The 18,739-nt window shown below is 67.9% G+C and carries 14 protein-coding genes; 8 read left to right on the forward strand and 6 right to left on the reverse strand.

Annotated elements, in window-relative coordinates; genetic code table 11:
- Positions 1 to 75 precede the first annotated feature (75 nt).
- Together BVG12_RS22935 and BVG12_RS22940 are read right to left on the reverse strand one after the other, a co-directional pair.
- The gene (locus BVG12_RS22935) at positions 76 to 330 is read right to left on the reverse strand and encodes a hypothetical protein (RefSeq protein WP_075794418.1); all 255 of its coding nucleotides are present in this window, start codon (positions 328 to 330) and stop codon (positions 76 to 78) included.
- A 116-nt stretch (positions 331 to 446) separates the two neighbouring features.
- Positions 447 to 1,433, reverse strand: coding sequence for an LLM class flavin-dependent oxidoreductase (locus BVG12_RS22940; RefSeq protein WP_075794419.1), 987 nt, complete (start codon positions 1,431 to 1,433; stop codon positions 447 to 449).
- A gap of 149 nt (positions 1,434 to 1,582) precedes the next feature.
- Between BVG12_RS22940 and BVG12_RS22945 the strand changes: the two genes are divergently transcribed.
- From BVG12_RS22945 to BVG12_RS22955, 3 genes are all read left to right on the forward strand, one after another.
- Positions 1,583 to 2,809: a serine hydrolase domain-containing protein gene (locus BVG12_RS22945; protein WP_083685326.1), complete on the forward strand. Its 1,227-nt coding sequence runs from the start codon at positions 1,583 to 1,585 to the stop codon at positions 2,807 to 2,809.
- A 135-nt stretch (positions 2,810 to 2,944) separates the two neighbouring features.
- Positions 2,945 to 3,565 carry a hypothetical protein gene (locus BVG12_RS22950; RefSeq protein ID WP_075794420.1) on the forward strand — a complete coding sequence of 207 codons (621 nt, stop codon included), beginning with the start codon at positions 2,945 to 2,947 and terminating at the stop codon, positions 3,563 to 3,565.
- A 165-nt stretch (positions 3,566 to 3,730) separates the two neighbouring features.
- Positions 3,731 to 5,707 carry a sialate O-acetylesterase gene (locus tag BVG12_RS22955; protein ID WP_083685328.1) on the forward strand — a complete coding sequence of 659 codons (1,977 nt, stop codon included), beginning with the start codon at positions 3,731 to 3,733 and terminating at the stop codon, positions 5,705 to 5,707.
- On the opposite strand, the gene BVG12_RS22960 is transcribed toward BVG12_RS22955, so the two are convergent.
- Positions 5,704 to 6,642, reverse strand: a complete 939-nt coding sequence (locus tag BVG12_RS22960; protein ID WP_075794422.1) for a bestrophin family protein — start codon at positions 6,640 to 6,642, stop codon at positions 5,704 to 5,706. The genes BVG12_RS22955 and BVG12_RS22960 overlap by 4 nt on opposite strands.
- Before the next feature lie 112 nt (positions 6,643 to 6,754).
- Here BVG12_RS22960 and BVG12_RS22965 point away from each other — a divergent pair, with 112 nt between their 5' ends.
- On the forward strand, positions 6,755 to 7,744 hold the full coding sequence (locus BVG12_RS22965; RefSeq protein WP_075794423.1) for an aldo/keto reductase: 990 nt from the start codon (positions 6,755 to 6,757) through the stop codon (positions 7,742 to 7,744).
- 15 nt (positions 7,745 to 7,759) lie between these two features.
- Here the strand turns inward: BVG12_RS22965 and BVG12_RS22970 are convergent, their stop codons facing one another.
- Together BVG12_RS22970 and BVG12_RS22975 are read right to left on the reverse strand one after the other, a co-directional pair.
- The gene (locus tag BVG12_RS22970; protein ID WP_075794424.1) at positions 7,760 to 10,219 is read right to left on the reverse strand and encodes a PAS domain-containing sensor histidine kinase; all 2,460 of its coding nucleotides are present in this window, start codon (positions 10,217 to 10,219) and stop codon (positions 7,760 to 7,762) included.
- Position 10,220: 1 nt separating this feature from the next.
- The gene (locus BVG12_RS22975) at positions 10,221 to 11,441 is read right to left on the reverse strand and encodes an ABC transporter substrate-binding protein (RefSeq protein ID WP_218921028.1); all 1,221 of its coding nucleotides are present in this window, start codon (positions 11,439 to 11,441) and stop codon (positions 10,221 to 10,223) included.
- Positions 11,442 to 11,715: 274 nt separating this feature from the next.
- On the opposite strand from BVG12_RS22975, the gene BVG12_RS35555 reads away from it, so the two are divergent.
- Positions 11,716 to 13,332 (forward strand): methyl-accepting chemotaxis protein, encoded by a 1,617-nt coding sequence (locus BVG12_RS35555; protein WP_083685332.1) that lies wholly within the window; start codon positions 11,716 to 11,718, stop codon positions 13,330 to 13,332.
- A 114-nt stretch (positions 13,333 to 13,446) separates the two neighbouring features.
- Positions 13,447 to 15,018 carry a methyl-accepting chemotaxis protein gene (locus BVG12_RS22985; RefSeq protein ID WP_075794425.1) on the forward strand — a complete coding sequence of 524 codons (1,572 nt, stop codon included), beginning with the start codon at positions 13,447 to 13,449 and terminating at the stop codon, positions 15,016 to 15,018.
- A 1-nt stretch (position 15,019) separates the two neighbouring features.
- Here BVG12_RS22985 and BVG12_RS22990 read toward each other — a convergent pair whose 3' ends face one another.
- Positions 15,020 to 15,487 (reverse strand): host attachment protein, encoded by a 468-nt coding sequence (locus tag BVG12_RS22990; RefSeq protein ID WP_075794426.1) that lies wholly within the window; start codon positions 15,485 to 15,487, stop codon positions 15,020 to 15,022.
- 238 nt (positions 15,488 to 15,725) lie between these two features.
- On the opposite strand from BVG12_RS22990, the gene BVG12_RS22995 reads away from it, so the two are divergent.
- Both BVG12_RS22995 and BVG12_RS23000 read left to right on the forward strand, forming a co-directional pair.
- On the forward strand, positions 15,726 to 15,926 hold the full coding sequence (locus tag BVG12_RS22995; RefSeq protein WP_075794427.1) for a DUF2905 domain-containing protein: 201 nt from the start codon (positions 15,726 to 15,728) through the stop codon (positions 15,924 to 15,926).
- A gap of 167 nt (positions 15,927 to 16,093) precedes the next feature.
- Positions 16,094 to 18,739, forward strand: coding sequence for a TonB-dependent receptor (locus BVG12_RS23000; protein ID WP_075794428.1), 2,646 nt, complete (start codon positions 16,094 to 16,096; stop codon positions 18,737 to 18,739).

Below are 18,739 nucleotides of genomic sequence, written 5' to 3' on the forward strand. Positions count from 1 at the left end.
TCCGGCAGTGCTGGAAAGTCGTTTTCAGCAGTGCTGGAAAGTCGTTTTCAGCAGTGCTGGAAACGACAGGCTTGCTTATTTGCGCGGTGCCGCCTGCTGGCTGTTCGCGGCCTGCGCCTGGGCCTGCCTTTGTTGCTCCCGCTCCTGCTTCTTCGCCATATGGTGGCCGATGGCGCAGCCGGCGGCCGCGCCGAGCAGGCCGTGCTTGCCGGCCACGTGGCCGCCCACGCCGCCGACGAGGGCGCCTTTCGCGCAGCTGGGTTTGGCGTAGGCAACGCCCGTCGAAGCGAGCGAGAGCATCAGGGTTGCGGCGATCAGTTTGGTGTTCATAAGTCCTCCATGGTTATGCAATCAACGGCCCAATGCCGTCCATGGATGACAGCTTAAACGCGGCCGCGCCGGTTGAATGTTCGCCAGATCACCGTTGCGGCAGACTGTCATGTCTGTCAGCGCTTATTTCGTATTTCCGCCGCGATTTCGTACGAGCGCAGGCGCGCCGTGTGGTCGTAGATCTGCGACGTGATCATCAGCTCGTCCGCGCCGGTACGCGCGATGAAGGCCTTGATTTGTTGTTCGACGGTCTCCGGCGAACCGATCGCCGAGCACGACAGCACGCCGTCGAGCATGCCGCGTTCCGCCGGGCCCAGCAGGTCGAGATAGCCTTCGACGGGCGGTTTCAAACGCGTCGGGTGCCCGCTGCGCAGGTTGACGAACGCCTGCTGCATCGAGGTCGCGCGCCATTGCGCTTCCGCATCGGTCTCGGCGGCGAACACGTTAAAGCCGAGCATCACGTACGGCTTGTCGAGCTGGGCCGACGGACGGAAGTTGGCGCGGTAGATCTCGATGGCCTGCATCATCATCTGCGGTGCGAAGTGCGATGCGAACGCGTACGGCAGGCCGAGCATCGCGGCCAGTTGCGCGCCGAACAGGCTGGAGCCGAGGATCCACACCGGCACCCTGAGGCCGGCGCCGGGGACGGCGCGCACCTGGCGGCGCGGCGACTCCGCAAAATAATCCATCAGTTCCACGACGTCCTGCGGGAACTCGTCGGCGTCGGACGCGAGGTTGCGGCGCAGGGCGCGCGCCGTCGCGTGGTCGGAACCGGGCGCGCGGCCGAGGCCCAGGTCGATGCGGCCAGGAAACAGCGATTCGAGCGTGCCGAATTGTTCCGCGATGACGAGTGGAGAATGGTTCGGCAGCATGATGCCGCCGGCGCCGAGGCGGATGGTCGAGGTGCCGTTGCCCACGTGGGCGATCAGCACCGCCGTCGCCGCGCTGGCGATGCCCGGCATGCCGTGGTGTTCGGCCAGCCAGAAGCGGTGGTAGCCCCAGCGTTCGCCGTGCTGAGCGAGGTCGAGCGAGCGGCGGAAGGATTCGGCGGCATCGCTGCCTTCCGTGATCGGGGCGAGGTCGAGGATCGAGAAGGGAATCATGGGTGCAGTCATCGAGGCATGATACGCCGATCCTTTTTTTCGCGTGCGGCACGGCCCGGATCGGCAGGCCGCGGCGCGCCCCTATGCTTGACCCCGCCTGGGAGGCTGCCTATGATGGCCCGTCAAACTATGTCGCTACGGCATCTTTTATGCGTATTTACCCGCTTCGCCATACCAGGACTTTGCTGGCCGCCGGCTGCGTCGCCGTGCTCGCCGCCGGCTGCGCCTTGCCGTTCCACGCGTCGCGCCCGCCCGCGGGCGGCACGCCCCGGCTGGACGTGCGCCGCTTCCCGCAGATCGACGCCGCCGTCAATGAGGCCATCGCCGCGCGCAAGCTGCCGGGCGCCGTCTTCCACCTGGAGCATGGCGGCGCCGTCTACGAACGCGCGTATGGCCGCCTGACCTATGAGCCGGCGTCGCCGTCCGTCACGACGTCGACCGTGTTCGACGCGGCGTCGCTGACGAAGGTGCTCGTCACGGCGCCGTCCGTGCTGATCCTGGCCGAGCAGGGGCGCATCGGCCTGGACGACAAGCTCGTCAAATACTTCCCGGACTGTGCGAACGGCGGCAAGGAAACGATCACGATCCGCCAATTGCTCACCCACAGCTCGGGTCTGCCCGCCGGCCTGCCGAAGGACCCGGACTGGACAGGCCGCGCGGCCGCGCACAAGCTCGCGTGCGCGCAGGCCGTCACGCATGCGCCCGGCACGTTCTTCCGCTATTCCGACATCAATTATGTGCTGCTGGGCCAGATCGTCGAGCAGGTCACGGGCACGCCGCTGGACGATTACGCGCAGGCCCACATCTTCGCGCCGCTGCGGATGCAGAACACGGGCTATCTGCCGCTGCGCCGCGTGGACGCCGCGACGATCGCGCCGACCCAGGTGGGCCGGGACGACGGCAAGGGCGCGCATGGCGACCTCGCGCCGGGCGAGCTCCTGCGTGGCGTCGTGCACGATCCGACGGTGCGCCGGATGGGGGGCGTGGCCGGCTCGGCCGGCGTGTTCACGACGGTCGGCGACGTGGCCCGCTTTGCCCGCATGCTGCTGGCGGGCGGCGTGCTGGACGGCGTACGCATCCTCAGCCCGGCGAGCGTGCGCCTGCTGACGACGGTGCAGTCGCCGGCTGGCCTGGCGCAGCGCGGCCTCGGCATGGACATCGATTCGCCGTACGCCAAACGGCCGCGCGGCACCGTGTTCCCGGTCGGCAGCTATGGCCACACGGGCTTCACGGGCTGCGTCCTGTGGGTCGATCCGGCGTCGCGTGCGTTCTACGTGTTGCTGTCGAACCGTGTCTATCCGGACGACAAAAGCAACGTGCTCGACCTGTACTCACGCTTGGGTACGCTGTCCGCGCAGGCGGCCGGGACGGATTGAAAAACCGGCACGACTTGTTTCCAGCAGGCTAACGCGCGCACCGTTCGCAGCGATATCATTAAACTCCGCCTCCACAATATCTGATTGATATTGCTGAGTTTTTTTGCCCCAGATACATTCTCTTTGGAGAGCGACATGAAAATGAATAAGTTATTGAAGGGCCTGCTGGGTGCCGCCGTCACGGTGGCGATGTTCGGTACCATGAATGCCCAGGCGCAGACGAGCGGCAGCTCGTCGACGGGCAGCAGCGCGACCGCGCAAGACCAGGCGACGTCGAGCACCCCGACTCACAAGAAACACAGCAAGAAGAAACACCATAAGAAGAGCAACTCCAGCAGCTCGAGCAGCGGTATGAGCGGCAGCAGCGGCTCGACCAGCAGCGGCTCGTCGTCGACCGGCAGCCAGGATATGCAGGGCACGTCGGGTTCGTCGGGCACGTCCGGTACCTCCGGCACGTCCGGTACCTCCGGCACCTCGGGCACCTCGGGCACGAGCGGCAGCATGGGTACCGGCACCACGACCACGCCGCCGACCGGCTCCAGCTCGTCGGGCTCGTCGGGCACCAGCGGCATGAGCGGCAGCACCGGCGCCAGCGGCACCGGCCTGTCCGGCTCCAGCGGCATGAGCGGCACCGGCTCGGGTTCGGGCACCGGCACCAGCGCCACCGGAACCGGCACCAGCGGCACCGGCACCAGCGGCACGAGCGGCACGAGCGGCACCGGCACCACCGGCCAGGACGGCAAGCGCGGTTATTAACCGGCCGTGACACGGCGCCGTTCGGCGCCGTGGACGATGCCAGCCCGTGGGCTGGTTTTTTTTGCCTGAAGCAATCAATAGCCTCGTCGTTGGTATAACATTATTTAAATAAAAAAATGAATAGCGCAAACATACGCGCGACCACGACAACGACGACGAGGAATCATGATGGAGACAACACGGATGGCCGTGCGCCTGCTGGCGCTCGCGGCCGCAAGCGCCTGCCTGCCCGCGCAGGCGGCCGACCTGGAGCTGGCACATATCTTTTCCGACCACGCGGTCCTGCAACGGGACGAGCCCATCGCCGTGTGGGGCACGGCGGGCCCCGGCCACAAGCTGGCCGTGACGCTGGCCGGACGCACCGTGAACGGCAGCGCGGACGCGCACGGCAAATGGAAGATCCAGCTGCCGCCGCAGCCCGCGGGCGGGCCGTACACGCTGACGGTGACGTCGAACGGGCAGACCGTCAGCCGTGCCGACATCCTCGTCGGCGACGTGTACCTGTGCTCGGGCCAGTCGAACATGGAATTCGCCCAGCGCCAGTCGACCAATGCCATCGGCGCCACGTACGCGGGCCGCAACGAGACGATGCGCTTCCTGAACGTGCAGAAGAACAGCACGGCGACGCCGCAGGATGAGCTGAAGGGACCCGTCGAGTGGCAGGTCGTGACGCCGGAAACGGCCGGCGACGCCTCGGCCGTCTGCTACTACATGGCGCGCTCGCTGCAGGGCAGCGTCAAGGTGCCCATCGGCTTCGTCAACGCCAGCTGGGGCGGCACGACGATCCAAGGCTGGACCGGGGCGGAGTCGCTGCGCACGCTGGCCGACTACAAGGCCGGCGTGGATGCCGTCGCGCAGTTCGGCGCCGATCCGGCCGCCGGCATGCGCGCCGAGGATGCGCGCAACGAAGCGTGGTGGCGCGCGCACGACCCGGCGGCGACAGCCCAGCGCGCGTGGATCGCGCCGGAATTCGACGACAGCGCCTGGCAGACCGTCACGCCGTCCGGTTCGTGGAAAGACAGCGGCCTGGCGGGCTTCAAGAACTTCGACGGCGTGGCCTGGTACCGCACGGCCGTCACGCTGACGGAGGCGCAGGCGCAGGCCGCGAACGCGCTGCACCTGGGCCCCGTCGACACGTACGACACCACCTGGGTCAATGGCGTGCGCGTGGGCGGCGCCAGCACGTCCTGGATGTGGCGCGATTATGCCGTGCCGGCTGGCGTGTTCAAGGCGGGCCGCAACGTGATCGCCATGCGCGTGCTGAGCGGCGGGCAGGGCGGCGGCCTGTCGGGCGCGCCGTCCGGCCGCACCATCGGCCTGGCGGATGGCCGGACGATCCCGCTGCCGGCCGCGTGGAAGGTCCAGCGCGGCGGCGCCATGAAGGGGTTGTCCGTGCCGCCGGCACCGTGGGACGTGCCGACGAGCCTCACGACGCTGTACAACGGCATGATCGCCCCGCTGGTCGGCTATAAATTCAAGCTGGCGGCGTGGTACCAGGGCGAATCGAACACGGGCGCGGCGCAGGAATACCGCACCCTGCTGCCGCTGCTGATGCGCGACTGGCGCCAGCGCTTCGGCCAGCCGGCGTTGCCGTTCCTCGTCGTGCAGCTGACGTCGTACGGATCGCCCGCGAAGACGCCCGGCAAGTCCGACTGGGCCGAGCTGCGCGACGCGCAGGCGTACGCGGTGGCGCACGACGCGCATGCGGGGCTCGCCGTCACGCTCGACGTGGGCGACCGCTTCGACATCCATCCGACCCAGAAGACGCTCGTCGGCGAACGCCTCGCGCGGGCGGCGCGGGCCGTCGCGTATGGCGAAAAGACCGCGCCCGGCAGCCCGACGGCCGTGTCTGCGCGCCGCAACGGCAACGACATCGTCGTCGCGTTCAAGGACACGGGGGGTGGACTGGCCACGTATTCGTCGGACCGCGCCATCGGGTTCGAGGTGTGCGCGGGCACTACTTGCCGCTATGCCGAGGCGCGCGTGGCCGGCAAGGCGAGCGACCAGGTCGTCCTGCCCGGCGCCGGCGCGCCCGACGTCACGCAGGTGCGCTACGCCTGGGCCGATGCGCCGTTCGTGAACCTGTTCGGCGGCGACGATCTGCCCGCCGCGCCGTTCCGGCTCGACGTCGCGCGCCCTTAGCTGAGGCGGTAGTCCTCCGGCAGCAGCGGGGGCGGCAGGTCGCTCTCGCCCAGCGCCGTACGCAGGTCGATCTCGATCGTGCGGCACAGGGCCTCGAGCGGCAGGCCGTTGTCGGAGGCGCGGAACGGTTCCTCGAGCTCGTCGCCGAGGGCGTCCAGGCCGAAGAAGGTATAGGCCACGATGGCCGACACGAGGGGCGTCAGGTAGCCGATCGTGTCCACGAGGCCGAACGGCAGCAGGAAGCAGTACAGGTACGCCGTGCGGTGCAGCAGCAAGGTGTACGAAAACGGAATCGGCGTGCCGCGGATGCGTTCGCACGACGCGGCCACCGCCGTCATCGCGGACAGGCTCGCGTCGATCGACGGCGCGAGGCAGGCGTCGAGGCGGCCCGTGCGCAGGCACTGTCCGAGGTCGGCGCCCATCTCCAGCATCAGCGCGTACGGCACGTTGGGCAGTGCGCGCACGCGTGTCCATTCGGCCTTGTCCAGCCAGGGCGCGACGTCGGTCTCGGGCGCGCCATCCGGCACGTCGCGCAGGCGGTGGCGCAGCGCGTGCGCATAGGCGATGGCGCGGCGCACGATGCGCAGATGGGGTTCGTTGTCGTCACGGACCGCGCCGGGCGCGACGAGCGACAGGCACTGGCGCGCCAGGCTGCGGCTGCGCAGCACGAGTTCTCCCCATTGCTTGCGGCCTTCCCAGTAGCGGTCGTAGGCGGCGTTGTTGCGGAAGCCCAGGAAGATTGCGAGGGGAAGCCCCATCAGCGTGAACGGCGTCGGCGTGAAATGCAGTTTGTGGTGGCCCAGTTCGCCGTCGGTCCAGGTCACGATCAGCGCCAGCACCGTGCTGACCGCGAGGTGCATCCAGATGCGCGGCAGGATCGATCCGCGCAGGATGAAGAACAGGCGCAAGGCCGAGGGGCGGTCGCGGACGATCATTGTTGGGCGTGGAAGATGCTTCGATGCATCATCATAAACCGGCCACGTCCCGTGTGCCGTTTCGGTCGCAAAACGGTTATCGTCACCCATCGACATCTACCTGGGGATCGCGATGAAGATACGCCAGTTGGGTAACCAGGGTTTGCACGTCTCCGCCATCGGCCTGGGCTGCATGGGCATGAGCGATTTCTATGCCAACCGCGACGACGCCGAGTCGATCGCCACGATCCAGCGCGCCATCGACGCGGGCGTCACGCTGTTCGACACCGCCGACATGTACGGCCCGCACACGAACGAGAGCCTGCTGGGCCGCGCGATCCGCGGCCGGCGCGAGGGACTCGTCATCGCCACCAAGTTCGGCGTCCGGCGCACGCCCGAGAATCCGGGCGACTTCCGCGTCTGCGGGCGGCCCGACTACGTGCGCGCCGCGTGCGAGGGCAGTCTCAAGCGCCTGGGACTCGACACGATCGACCTGTATTACCAGCATCGCGTCGACCCGGACACGCCGATCGAGGACACGATGGGCGCCCTGGCGGACCTCGTCCGCGCGGGCAAGGTGCGCTACGTCGGCCTGTCCGAGGCATCCGTGCAGACCATCGAGCGCGCCGTGAAGGTGCATCCGGTGACGGCGCTGCAGAGCGAATACTCATTGTGGACGAGAGACCCGGAAGACGGCGTGCTGGACGCGTGCCGCCGCCACGGCATCGGGTTCGTGGCATACAGCCCGCTGGGCCGCGGCTTCCTCACGGGCGGGATCCGCGCGCCGGACGATGTCGCGCCGGACGACTACCGCAAGAACAGCCCGCGCTTCCAGGGCGCGAACTTCGCGAAGAACATCGCCCTCGTCGACAAGGTGGGCGAGCTGGCGCGCGAGGCCGGCTGCACGCCGGGGCAACTGGCGCTGGCGTGGGTGCTGGCGCAGGGCCCGGACATCGTGCCGATTCCCGGCACCAAGCGCCGCGCCTACCTGGACGAGAACGTGGAGGCCGTCGACATCGAGCTCGGGCCGGCGCAGTTGACGGAGCTGGAGGCGATTTTTCCGCGCGGGGCGGCGGCGGGGATGCGGTATCCGGAAGCGACGATGGGGACGGTGAATCGCTGACAGGAACCACCGGGGTCAGAGCCCGGTTTGAGGCAATTTCTCAAAAACGGGCTCTGACCCCGGTTTGACGTCCAGCAAAGGCAAGGTGACGGTGAAGGTGCTGCCGCGCCCCGGCCCCGCGCTGGCCGCGTCGACCTGGCCGCCGTGCAGTTCGACGAGCTTGCGCACGAGAGCCAGGCCGAGGCCCAGGCCGCCCTGGGCGCGGTCGAGCGTGCGCGAGCCTTGCGTGAACAGGTCGAACACGACGGGCAGCAGATCGGGGCCGATGCCGTTGCCGTTGTCGCGCACCGCGAGGAAGGCTTGGCCGTCGGCGGCTTCCAGGTCGACCTCGATGCGGCCGCCTTCCGGCGTGTACTTGGCGGCGTTGTTGAGCAGGTTCGCGACCACCTGCACGAGGCGGGTGTGGTCGCCGTCCACCATCACGGGCTCCGCGCCCAGCCTGACGTCGAGGACGTGGCGGCGCGCGTCGACGAGCGGGCGCGCCTGTTCGGCCGCTTCCATGACGGCGCGGCGCAGGTCCAGCGGCTGCCGGGTCACGGTGACCAGGCCGCGCGTGACGCGCGAGACGTCCAGCAGGTCGTTCACCAGGTGACCCATATGGGCCACCTGGCGCGCGATGATGTCGCTGATCTGCTTGACGCGCGGTTCGCCCGCATAGGCCAGGCGCAGCATGTCGGCCGCGCTGGAGATCGGCGCCAGCGGGTTTCTGAGCTCGTGCGCCAGCATGGCGAGGAATTCGTCCTTGCGCTGGTCGGCCAGCTGCAGGGCTTCTTCCGCGCGCTTGCGTTCCGTGATGTCGATCGCCACGGCGTGCACGACGGTGCTGCGGCCGTCGGCGCCGAGGCCGAGGCGGCCGCGCACGTCGATCCAGGCCAGGCGGCCGTCGTCGGCGCGGCGGATGCGCGGGGTGGCGCGGTATTCGCCCTTGGCGCGGATCGCCTGCTCGACCGTGTCGCGCAAGGACTGGCGGTCGTCCGGATGGACGAGCTTGTGCAGCTCGGCGATGTTGTGCCAGTTCTTGCCGAAGACGCTGTGCAGGTTGGCCGAGAAGGTCACCTTGCCGCTGTGCGGATCGCGCTCCCACACGGCCATGCGCGCGGCCACGAGGCCTTGCTGCAGGCGCTCCTCGCTGTAGCGTACGGCCCGTTCCGCCCGTTCCAGCGGGGTGACGTCGGTGCACGTGCCGAACCACTGGACGATGTGGCCGCCGTCGTCGCGCAGCGGCGCCACCGACGTGAAGAAGCTGCGGTAACGGCCGTCGGCGCCGCGCAGCGGGAAGGTCATCTGCGCCATATTGCCGCTGGCGAGGGCTTCCTTCCAGCGCCGCATCACCTGGGGCAGGACTTCCGGATCGTGATAGCGGTGCCACTCGTCCGCGCCGACGTTGCCCGGCGGGCTGCCCGTGAATTCGTGCCAGCGGTCGTTGAACCAGACGATGTTGCCGTCCGGGTCGGCGATCCACACGAGCTGCGGGATGTTGTTCGCCAGCTGCAGGAATTTGCGGCGCTCCGCTTCCAGCCGCGTGCGCTGTTCGTACAGGCGGTCGAGCATGCGGTTCAGCGCGCGCGCCAGGCTGACGACTTCGCGCGAGCCTTCGAGCGGCGCGCGCTGGTTGCCGATGTCGTCGCCCAGGCTGGCGGAAAACGTCTCGAGGCGGCGCAGGTCGCGCGTAAGGCCGAACGCCAGCCGCGACGCCAGGATGAACACGAGCAGCGCGAGGAAGCAGGCGACCAGGAGGATCAGGAGGTAGTCCGGACCGGCCGATTCCAGCGGCAGCGGCAGGCGGCGCTCGTCCTCGCGCAGCACCAGGCCGAGGTGGGCCATTTGCGGCGGCAGCGGCACGGCTGCCGCGATCTCGTGTCCGCCGGCGGACGTGCGCGCGGGCGCGGCCGCGAGGACGGCCCACGGCACCGGCTTGAGGTCGGCCAGCCGCACCTTGTACATCAGGGCGCCCTCGGGCGTGTGCGTGCGCGAGTAACGCAGCAGGATGACGCCGATCATTTCATCGCCCGCGGGGCCGGTCTGCAGCGCGGCGCGCTCGTCGTTGCTGTTCAGGCGCGTGCGCAGCCAGGCCAGGTCGGCCGGGGTGAAGCCGGGCATGCCGTTGTCGGCGATTTCCTTGCCCTCGAAATCCGTGAACATCAGCCGCAGCGGGACGCCGTTCATCTGGCGCAGGCCGTGCAGGAACGGCGTCAGATAGGTTTCCTTGCCGGCGCTGTCGACGAGCGCCGTGGCCAGGATCGGGCTGGTGCCCACTTCGTGCAGGCGCGTGGCGACCGCCTGCAGATTCTGCCCGACCGTCGTCGCGTGGAAGGCGACCTCGCGCTGCAGCAGCAAGGCGTTGGCCTGTGCGCGCTGGTGGTCGATCAGCCAGAACGAGACGCCGGCGATCAAGAGCACGGCGGCCGCCGTCAGGATCGCGGCCGCGATCGCGAAGCGGCGCGACAGGCTGGCCGGGACGAAAGGCTCGGTCATATCAGTCGTCGGCCGGCACCAGCACGCCATCGGCGCGGTAGCGCGCCAGCAGCAACTGCTCCGGGCCCAGCGCTTCGTGGCGGGCCGGCGTGAACGGCGGCGCATACGTCTTGACGAGGCCGCGGACCGTGCCGAGATGTTCCAGCGCGTCGCGCACGGCCTTGCGGTCGGTGCTGCCGGCGCGGGCGATCGCCAGCGCCAGGAGATGCGTGAGGTCGTACGCATGGGCGGCGCCCACGGGGCTCTTGATGTCCTCGATGCGCCGGACCTTCGATACCTTCGCCGCGCTGTCGAGGAAGCGCCGCACGCGCGCCGGGTCGGCGCGGAAGAAGCTGAACGTCTGGATCACCGACAGGTCGACCTGCTGCAGCGCCGGTCCCGCCTGGGCCGCGAAGTCGCCGCCCGTTACGCCCCAGTGGCTCAGGATCGGCAGGCGTTGTTCTTTCGGCAGCGCGGCCACCTCGCGCACGAGGATCGCCGCCTCGTCGTCGTTGGCGACGAGGAGGATGGCCTGGGCGCCGGCCGCGCGCAGGTGCTGGTATTTGTCGACGAGGCTCGTGTCGCGCCAGTTGTACCACGACGTGCCGACGATCTTCATGGCCGGCTGGAGGGAAGCCGCGCGGCTCGCCGCCTCGGCATTGCTGCGGCCCCAGGACGTGTTGGTCAGCAGCAGGCCGATGCGCTGCAGGCCGCGCCGCCGCGCCGCCTGCAGCAGTCTGGGCATCGCGAGCGAATCGCGCAGCGACAGGCGGAACACGTAATTCGGGCGCATGTCGTTGTCGACGATGACGTCGGCCGAGGACCACGGCGCCATGAATAGGGTGTGCGTGGCACGCAGCGTCGGCAGCTCTTCGATGACGACGGGACTGAAGCGGCCACCGAACACGGCCACGAGGTCGGGCGTCGCGGCGAATTCCTGGATGTTGCGGATGCCGCGCGCGGGGATCGAGCGGTGGTCCTTGACGACGAGTTCCAACGGCCGGCCGTGCAGCACGCCGCCCGCCGCGTTGATCTCGGCGATCGCCGCGCGCATGCCCAGTTCGACGGCCTGGGCCGATGTCGAATTGTCCAGGCCGAATTCGCCGTCGATCCCCAGCAGCACGGGCCGCGGCGGGGCCGCGCGCGCCGTTCCGGTCCATAGCGACAATGCCATCGACAGGGCGGCGGCGGCCAACCGGCGGCGCGGCGGTTGCTGGAACGTGGATGAGGTACGACCCGACATGGCAAGCCCGTGACAAAGCGGAATCCGGAATTCTAACGTTATACCGGCAATCGTTACGGAATGCCTCGCCGAAATTGCGTTGCGATGTTGCAACTATTCGTTCCATCCGTAAATGGCGCGTGTATGATCGAAGCGTGATACGGCCCCGCCCACGCAGGCGTCCGTCCGTCGGGCCCAACCTACGCCTCCAGTCACCGCTCCGGCCCGCCGCCCCGACCCGCCGCGCGCATCCGCAGCTTTATCGCGCAGTGTTGTCATCGTCGTCGAGGTGCACATGAATATTCGGAATCTGAAGATCGGCGTCCGACTCGGGCTCGCGTTCGGCGCCGTGCTGGCGCTCGCGGCGATGCTGACCGTCGTCGGTACGCTGCGCCTGCAGCAGGTGGTCGGCGCCACCGCCGACATGGACGCCGTCATCCGCATGGCCCGCCTGTCCGACCGCTGGCTGGCCGATACCCGCATCAACCGTGCCCTGACCGAAGTGCGCCTGCGCGCTGCGGACGCGCAGGATCGCGACCGCATCAACGTCAAGATGAAGGCGAACAGCGCGGACATCAACGCCATCGACGAGGCATTGCAGCGTCTCATCGTCAGCGCGGAAGGCAAGGCGTTGCTGGACAAGCTCAATGCGCAGCGCAAGGCCTATACGCTGGCGCGCAACGAGCTGTTCGCGCTCAAGGATGGCGGCACGGCCGACGCGGCCGCCGTCGAACGCGCGGCCGATGCCGGGATGAATCCGGCGCTCACTGCGTACGAGGCGGCGGCGGGCGACCTGGCCGCGTATCAGAAACGGGTCTTCGACGACGCCAAGGCGCACGTGGAGGACGTCGCCGCGAGCGGGCGCCTGCTGCTGGCCGGCGTCGGCGTCGTCGCACTGCTGCTGGGCGCGGCGCTGGCGTGGTGGCTCACGCGCAGCATCACGGGCCCGTTGCAGCGGGCGGTGGCGCTGGCCAACGCGGTCGCGCAGGGCGACCTGACGAGCCGGATCGAGGCCGTAAGCCGCGACGAGACGGGCGAACTGATGGCCGCGCTGCGGACCATGAACGCGAACCTGAATGCGCTGGTGACGCGCGTGCGCAGCGGCGCCGACACCATCGCCACCGCCGCCAGCGAGGTGGCGCTGGGCAACCACCACCTGTCTTCGCGCACCGAACAGCAGGCCGGGGCATTGGAAGAGAGCGCGTCGTCGATGGAAGAATTGACGGGCACCGTGCGCCAGAACGCCGAGAATGCGCAGCAGGGCAACGAGATGGCGGCATCGGCCTCCGGCGTCGCCGCGCGCGGCGGCGACGTCGTCGCGCAGGTCGTCGCGACGATGGGCGCCATCGACGCGTCGTCGAAGAAGATCGTCGACATCATCGGCGTCATCGACGGCATCGCGTTCCAGACGAATATCCTGGCCCTGAACGCGGCCGTGGAAGCGGCGCGCGCGGGAGAACAAGGCCGTGGCTTCGCGGTCGTGGCGAGCGAGGTGCGCACGCTGGCGCAGCGCTCGGCGGCGGCGGCGCGCGAGATCAAGGAACTGATCGGCGACTCGGTGGACAAGGTCGCCACCGGTTCGCGTCTCGTCGGCGAAGCCGGCACGACGATGCAGGAAGTCGTCGCCAGCGTGCGCCGCGTGTCGGCCATCATGGCCCAGATCTCGGCCGCGTCGAGCGAGCAGAGCGCGGGCATCGAACAGGTCGGCGCGGCGATCCATCAAATCGACCAGGTGACGCAGCAGAACGCCGCGCTCGTCGAGGAAGCCGCGGCCGCCACGGAGTCCATGCAGGCACAGGCGCGCAGCCTGGCCGAGGCGGTCAGCGTGTTCAAGCTGGACCGCACCGTTTTGGTTGCTGCGCACCAAAAAAGTGAACATCGCATCAATTCGGTGCGGATCGGTGTATGTTGAGCGGAGTTTGCGCTATTTTGTAGCTGGTTGGCAACAAATTGGTTTCGATATGGGGGAATCTGCTCTACAGTTTTGGCTGCGTCCATCACCGTTGCGAACGGCACAGCCAAACCCATGCTCAAACACCTCAGCATCAAGACCCGCCTCATCTTCCTGACCGTACTGTTGAGTGCGGTTTCCCTCCTCGTCGGCATCGTCGGCCTCGTCAACCAGAGCGCGACGAATGCCGCGCTGGGCAGGGTCTACAACGACCGCGTCCTGCCGCTCGACCGGCTGAGCCACATCCTGACGTTGATGCTGCAGAACCAGAATGCGTTGTCGACTGCGGCGCTGACGCTTGACGCCGACAACGGTCCCGTCATCGCCGAAGTCGAGGCGCGCATCGCCGAGATCAGCGGTTTGTGGGACAAGTACAAGGCGACCAACCTGACGCCGGAAGAACAAGTCCTGGCACAGCAGTTCATCGACAGCCGCACGGCCTTCGTCCAGCAAGGCCTCAAGCCGACCATGGCCGCACTGCGCGGCAACGATCCCGAACGCCTCAAGCAACTCGTCAAGGGCCCGCTGAAGGAACGCTATCTGCCGGCGCAAAAGAACATGCAGGCGCTCGTGCGGCTGCAGCTGGACGTCGCGAAGGCGCAGTACGACGCGGCCCTGGCGCGCTACGAGCGCACGCGCAATCTGTCGGTCGCGCTGATCGTGTTCGGCGCGCTGGCGGGCGGTTTTGTTGCCATGTTGCTGATCCGCGACATCGGCGCGTCGCTGGCCGAAGCCGTCCGCTTGGCGCGCAGCGTGGCCGCCGGCGACCTCACCCAGACCGTGCACATCGAACACGACGACGAGGTGGGGCAGCTGTTGGCGGCGCTGCAGGCGATGACGACGTCGCTGGCCGGCATCGTCGGCGAGGTGCGCCGCGGCACCGACACGATCGCGACGGCATCGAACCAGATCGCGGCCGGCAGCCAGGACCTGTCGGCGCGTACCGAGCAGCAGGCGTCGTCGCTGGAAGAAACGGCGGCGTCGATGGAGCAACTGACGTCAAACGTGAAGAACAATGCGGACAATGCGCGCCAGGCGAACACGCTGGCCGAGACGGCGTCCGGCGTGGCGGGACGCGGCGGCGACGTGATCCGCGCGGTGGTCGGCACGATGGGCGAGATCAGCGCCTCGTCGCGCCGCATCGCCGAGATCATCGGCGTGATCGACGCCATCGCGTTCCAGACGAATATCCTGGCCCTGAACGCGGCCGTGGAAGCGGCGCGCGCGGGCGAGCAGGGCCGCGGGTTCGCCGTCGTGGCGTCCGAGGTGCGCAATCTGGCACAGCGCTCGGCCGGGGCGGCGCGGGAAATCAAGCAGCTCATCGAGCATTCGGTCGAGCGCGTGGAGGCGGGCGGCCGCCTCGTCGAACAGGCCGGCGCCACGATGCAGGAAATCGTTACGAGCGTGCAGCGCGTCACCGACATCATGGGCGAGATCACGTCGGCGAGCCGCGAGCAGACGGCCGGCATCGGCCAGATCAACGTCGCGGTGACGCAGATGGATCAGGTGACGCAGCAGAATGCGGCGCTGGTCGAGGAAGCGGCCGCCGCGGCCAGCGCGATGCGCGACGAGGCCGGGCGCCTGGCCGCGTCGGTCGGCGTGTTCCGGATCGGCGTGCAGTCGCGGCGGGCGCTGGCGCTGGCTTGATTCAGAACTTGGTCTTCTGCGCCTGCAGCTGCTCGCGCAGCTGGTGCGCGTTGCAGTGGCTGTAGTCCTTGTTCAGCTCCAGGTCGACGAGCGGCTTGAGCTGGTTGTCCAGCTGCCCGCGCAGCACGCCCAGGAACTTGGGCTCGGCCACCAGCTCAAGCTTCTGGAAGCGCTGCTCTTGCCAGCCCTTGAGCAGGAAGGCGCAGATGTCCTTGGCGAAGAATTCGGCGTCATGCTGTTCCGGCGTCTGCGCCGGCTGGTATTGCTTGTTCGGCGTGGCGCCACCCGTGTTGTGGATGCTCTGGCCGGCCGAGGTCGGGCCGAGGCGGTCCGTGTTGATGTCGATGTCGCGCAGGCGGGCATTGGCGCTGACCATGTCTTCGATTTCGATGTACGGCTGCTTGGGGTCCGATTCGGCGAAGATGCGTGCGCGGCCCGCGTCGGCGGATACGATCCAGGTGGTAGGCATGCTTTCCCCTTTTGTCCAAAATAAATTTGAAGGTGTAGGCCCCACCGGGGCCATACAGGCTGAGGGGAAGTCTAGCGCAACCTGAATTTTCAGGCGGTACGAAAGGGAACGTCGCAACGACCTGCTGCGCGTCGCACGATCGTCGCGGACGGCGCGTCCGGCGATGCCCGCCGTACTTCCGCACAGCTGCGCTTCTCGAACGACCTCGCTGCCGCTGCGCGCCTGCTAGACTGGCGCCATGCAAAAACTCCTGATCGTCCTCGGCCTCGTGCTGCTCGCCGCGGGGCTTGCCTGGCCCTGGCTGCGCCGGCTGCCGCTGGGCCGCCTGCCCGGCGACATCCACGTCGTGCGGGACGGCTTCAGCTTCCACTTCCCCATCGTTACCTGCCTCATCATCTCCATCGTCATCTCGTTGCTGCTGTGGATTTTCCGGCGCTGAGTCCGTGTGTCAAAAATATGACGCGCGGGTTCGCGATAGCAAGATTTGACAAACATGCTCGGAATTTCAACGAGACAATGCGCCCCATACGAAGACGAGAGACGCTGCAGCGTCCACGAATTCGAAACTGGCAAGGTTCTTTGATTACCACAGTTTTGGGAGAGCACATGAGACAGCAGATGGGACGGAATATCGTGACGCGCACCGCGATCGCGAGCGCCGTGGCGGTACTGGTGACGGGCATCGCGGCCGAGGCGCGGGCGCAGGACGACGCGAAGGCGACGCAGACCGTGATCGTGACGGGCGTGCGCGCCGCGCTCGAACAATCGCTGCGCCAGAAGCGCAATGCGGATGCCGTCGTCGAGGTGGTGACGGCCGAGGACATCGGCAAGATGCCCGACAAGAACGTGGCCGACGCGATCCAGCGCCTGCCCGGCGTGAACACGCAATCGTCCGCGGGCGGAGAAGGCGGCTTCGGCGAGAACGACCGCGTGAGCCTGCGCGGCACGAGCCCCAGCCTGCAGCAGACGCTGTTCAACGGCCACGCCATCAGCACGGGCGACTGGTTCGTGCTGAACCAGTACGGCGGCAACGTGGGACGTTCGTCGAGCTTCTCGCTGCTGCCGTCGGAACTCGTGGGCTCCGTCGTCGTGCAGAAGAGCGCCACCGCCGATCTCGTCGAGGGCGGCGTCTCCGGCGCCATCAACGTGATCACGCGCCGACCGCTCGACTTCCGCCAGCCCCTGACGGTGGAAGCGTCCGTGCAGGCCAACTACAACGACCTCGCGAAAAAGACGGAGCCGCAGGTGTCGGCCCTCGTGAGCTGGAAGAACCCGGCGAATAATTTCGGCGTGCTGCTGCAGGGCTTTTCGGAAAAGCAGAGCGTGCGCCGCGACGGCCAGGAGATCCTCGGCTACACCCCGGTCAGCGCGACGAGCGCCGCCGCCATCGCGAATCCGTCGCTGGTGGGCGTGAAGGTCCCGACCTTCATCGGCGCCGCGCTGTTCGAGCAAAAGAAGAAGCGCGAAGGCGGCGCGTTCGACATCGAAGCGAAGCCGTCGCGCGACTTCGGCATCGACTTGAACGGCTTCTATTCGAAGCTGAAGGCGCCGCACCAGAACACGAACTGGCTGGCCGCGCCCGCGAACTCGATCAACAGTGCGAACCTGATTCCGACGAACCCCGTGATCCGCAACGGCACCCTCGTCGGCGCCGCGTTCTCCAGCAACTCGGGCGAGGTCGACAACATCTACCGTCCGGATGCGGGCGGCGAATCGTGGTACCTGGACCTGAACGGCCGCTGGCGCGTGACGGAAGACCTGAGCTTCACGGGCAAGCTCGGTCGCACCCACGGCGTGGGCTTCGACCACAGCGACGTCTACTACCAGAACAACGTCGACGGCGGCATGGTGTACGCGCTGAACGGCATGACGCCTGCCACCGTGAGCTACCCGGGCGGGAACACGACGAAGCCCGGATCGACGGCATGGGCGGGCGGCGGCGAAGCGCAATCGGTCGACAAGGAAAAGTACGCGCAGATCGACGGCGAATGGCGTCTGCACGACAACCCGTGGATCCAGGCCGTGCGCTTCGGCACGCGCTGGACGGACCACAAGCGCACCGCCGAACACCCGCTGGAAACCCGTCCGGGCCCGAACGGCTTCTCGAATCCGGGACCGGCATGGAGCGGCCAGATGTATCCGGGCGACTTCGGCTCGGACCTCGGCGGCAGCGTCTACAACAACTACTTCAAGTACGACGGCGCGGCCCTCGGCGCCTGGGGCGCGGTGCCGGGCAACCGCCTGCTCGACTTCACGCTGCGCCACAACTGGCTGGACGAATTCAAGGTGGGCGAGAAGACGGCGGCCGTCTACGGCATGGCCGATATCGGCGGCGACGGCTGGAGCGGCAACTTCGGCGTGCGCGCCGTCGAGACGCGCCAGACGACCGTCGTGAACCTGCCGGGCGGACCGAACCCGATCACCGGTTCCGCGTTCGGTCCGTACACGCCGACGACGTACGAACGCAAATACCGCGACTACCTGCCGAGCGCGAACGTGAAGTTCGACGTGCGTTCCGATCTCGTCGTCCGCGCCGGCATCGCCAAGACGATGGCGCGGCCTGACTACAGCGCGCTGGGCGGCTCGGTGTCGCTGAACGACGACGCGCTGTCGGGCAGCGGCGGCAACGTCAAGCTCGATCCGATCCGCTCCGTCAACTACGACCTGTCGGCCGAGTGGTACTACATGCCGAAGGCGATGCTGTCGGCGGGCCTGTTCTACATGGATTTCAGCTCCATCGTCGCGCAGGGCACGAGCACGGGCAGCTATTACAACAACAAGCGCGGCGCGTTCACGGATTACCAGATCACGTCGCCGTACAACACCAAGGCCACGAACAAAGGCGTTGAACTCAGCTGGCAGCAGCCGGTGTGGAACAACTTCGGCGTGCTCACCAACTACACGTGGGCGGACGGCGAACTGGATGGCGGCGGCGAGATGCTCAACGCGTCCAAGAACACGTACAACGTGACGGGCTATTACGAGAACGACCGCTTCTCCGCGCGTCTCGCGTACAGCTACCGTTCGTCGTACAAGGCCGGCGTCGACCGCGGCGCGAGCCAGCACGTCGATTCGATGCCGTCGCTGGCGGCGTCCGTGAACTTCAAGCTGAACGAACATCTGACCGTCACGTTCGATGCGCTGAACCTCACGAACGAGACGATCAAGATGTACGCCGAAAACAAGGACCAGCCGCGCGCCTTTTACTCGAACGGCCGCACCTTCTACCTCGGCCTGCGCGGCAAGCTCTGA

The sequence above is a fragment of the Massilia putida genome (assembly GCF_001941825.1).
In the GTDB taxonomy this organism is placed as follows: domain Bacteria; phylum Pseudomonadota; class Gammaproteobacteria; order Burkholderiales; family Burkholderiaceae_D; genus Telluria; species Telluria putida.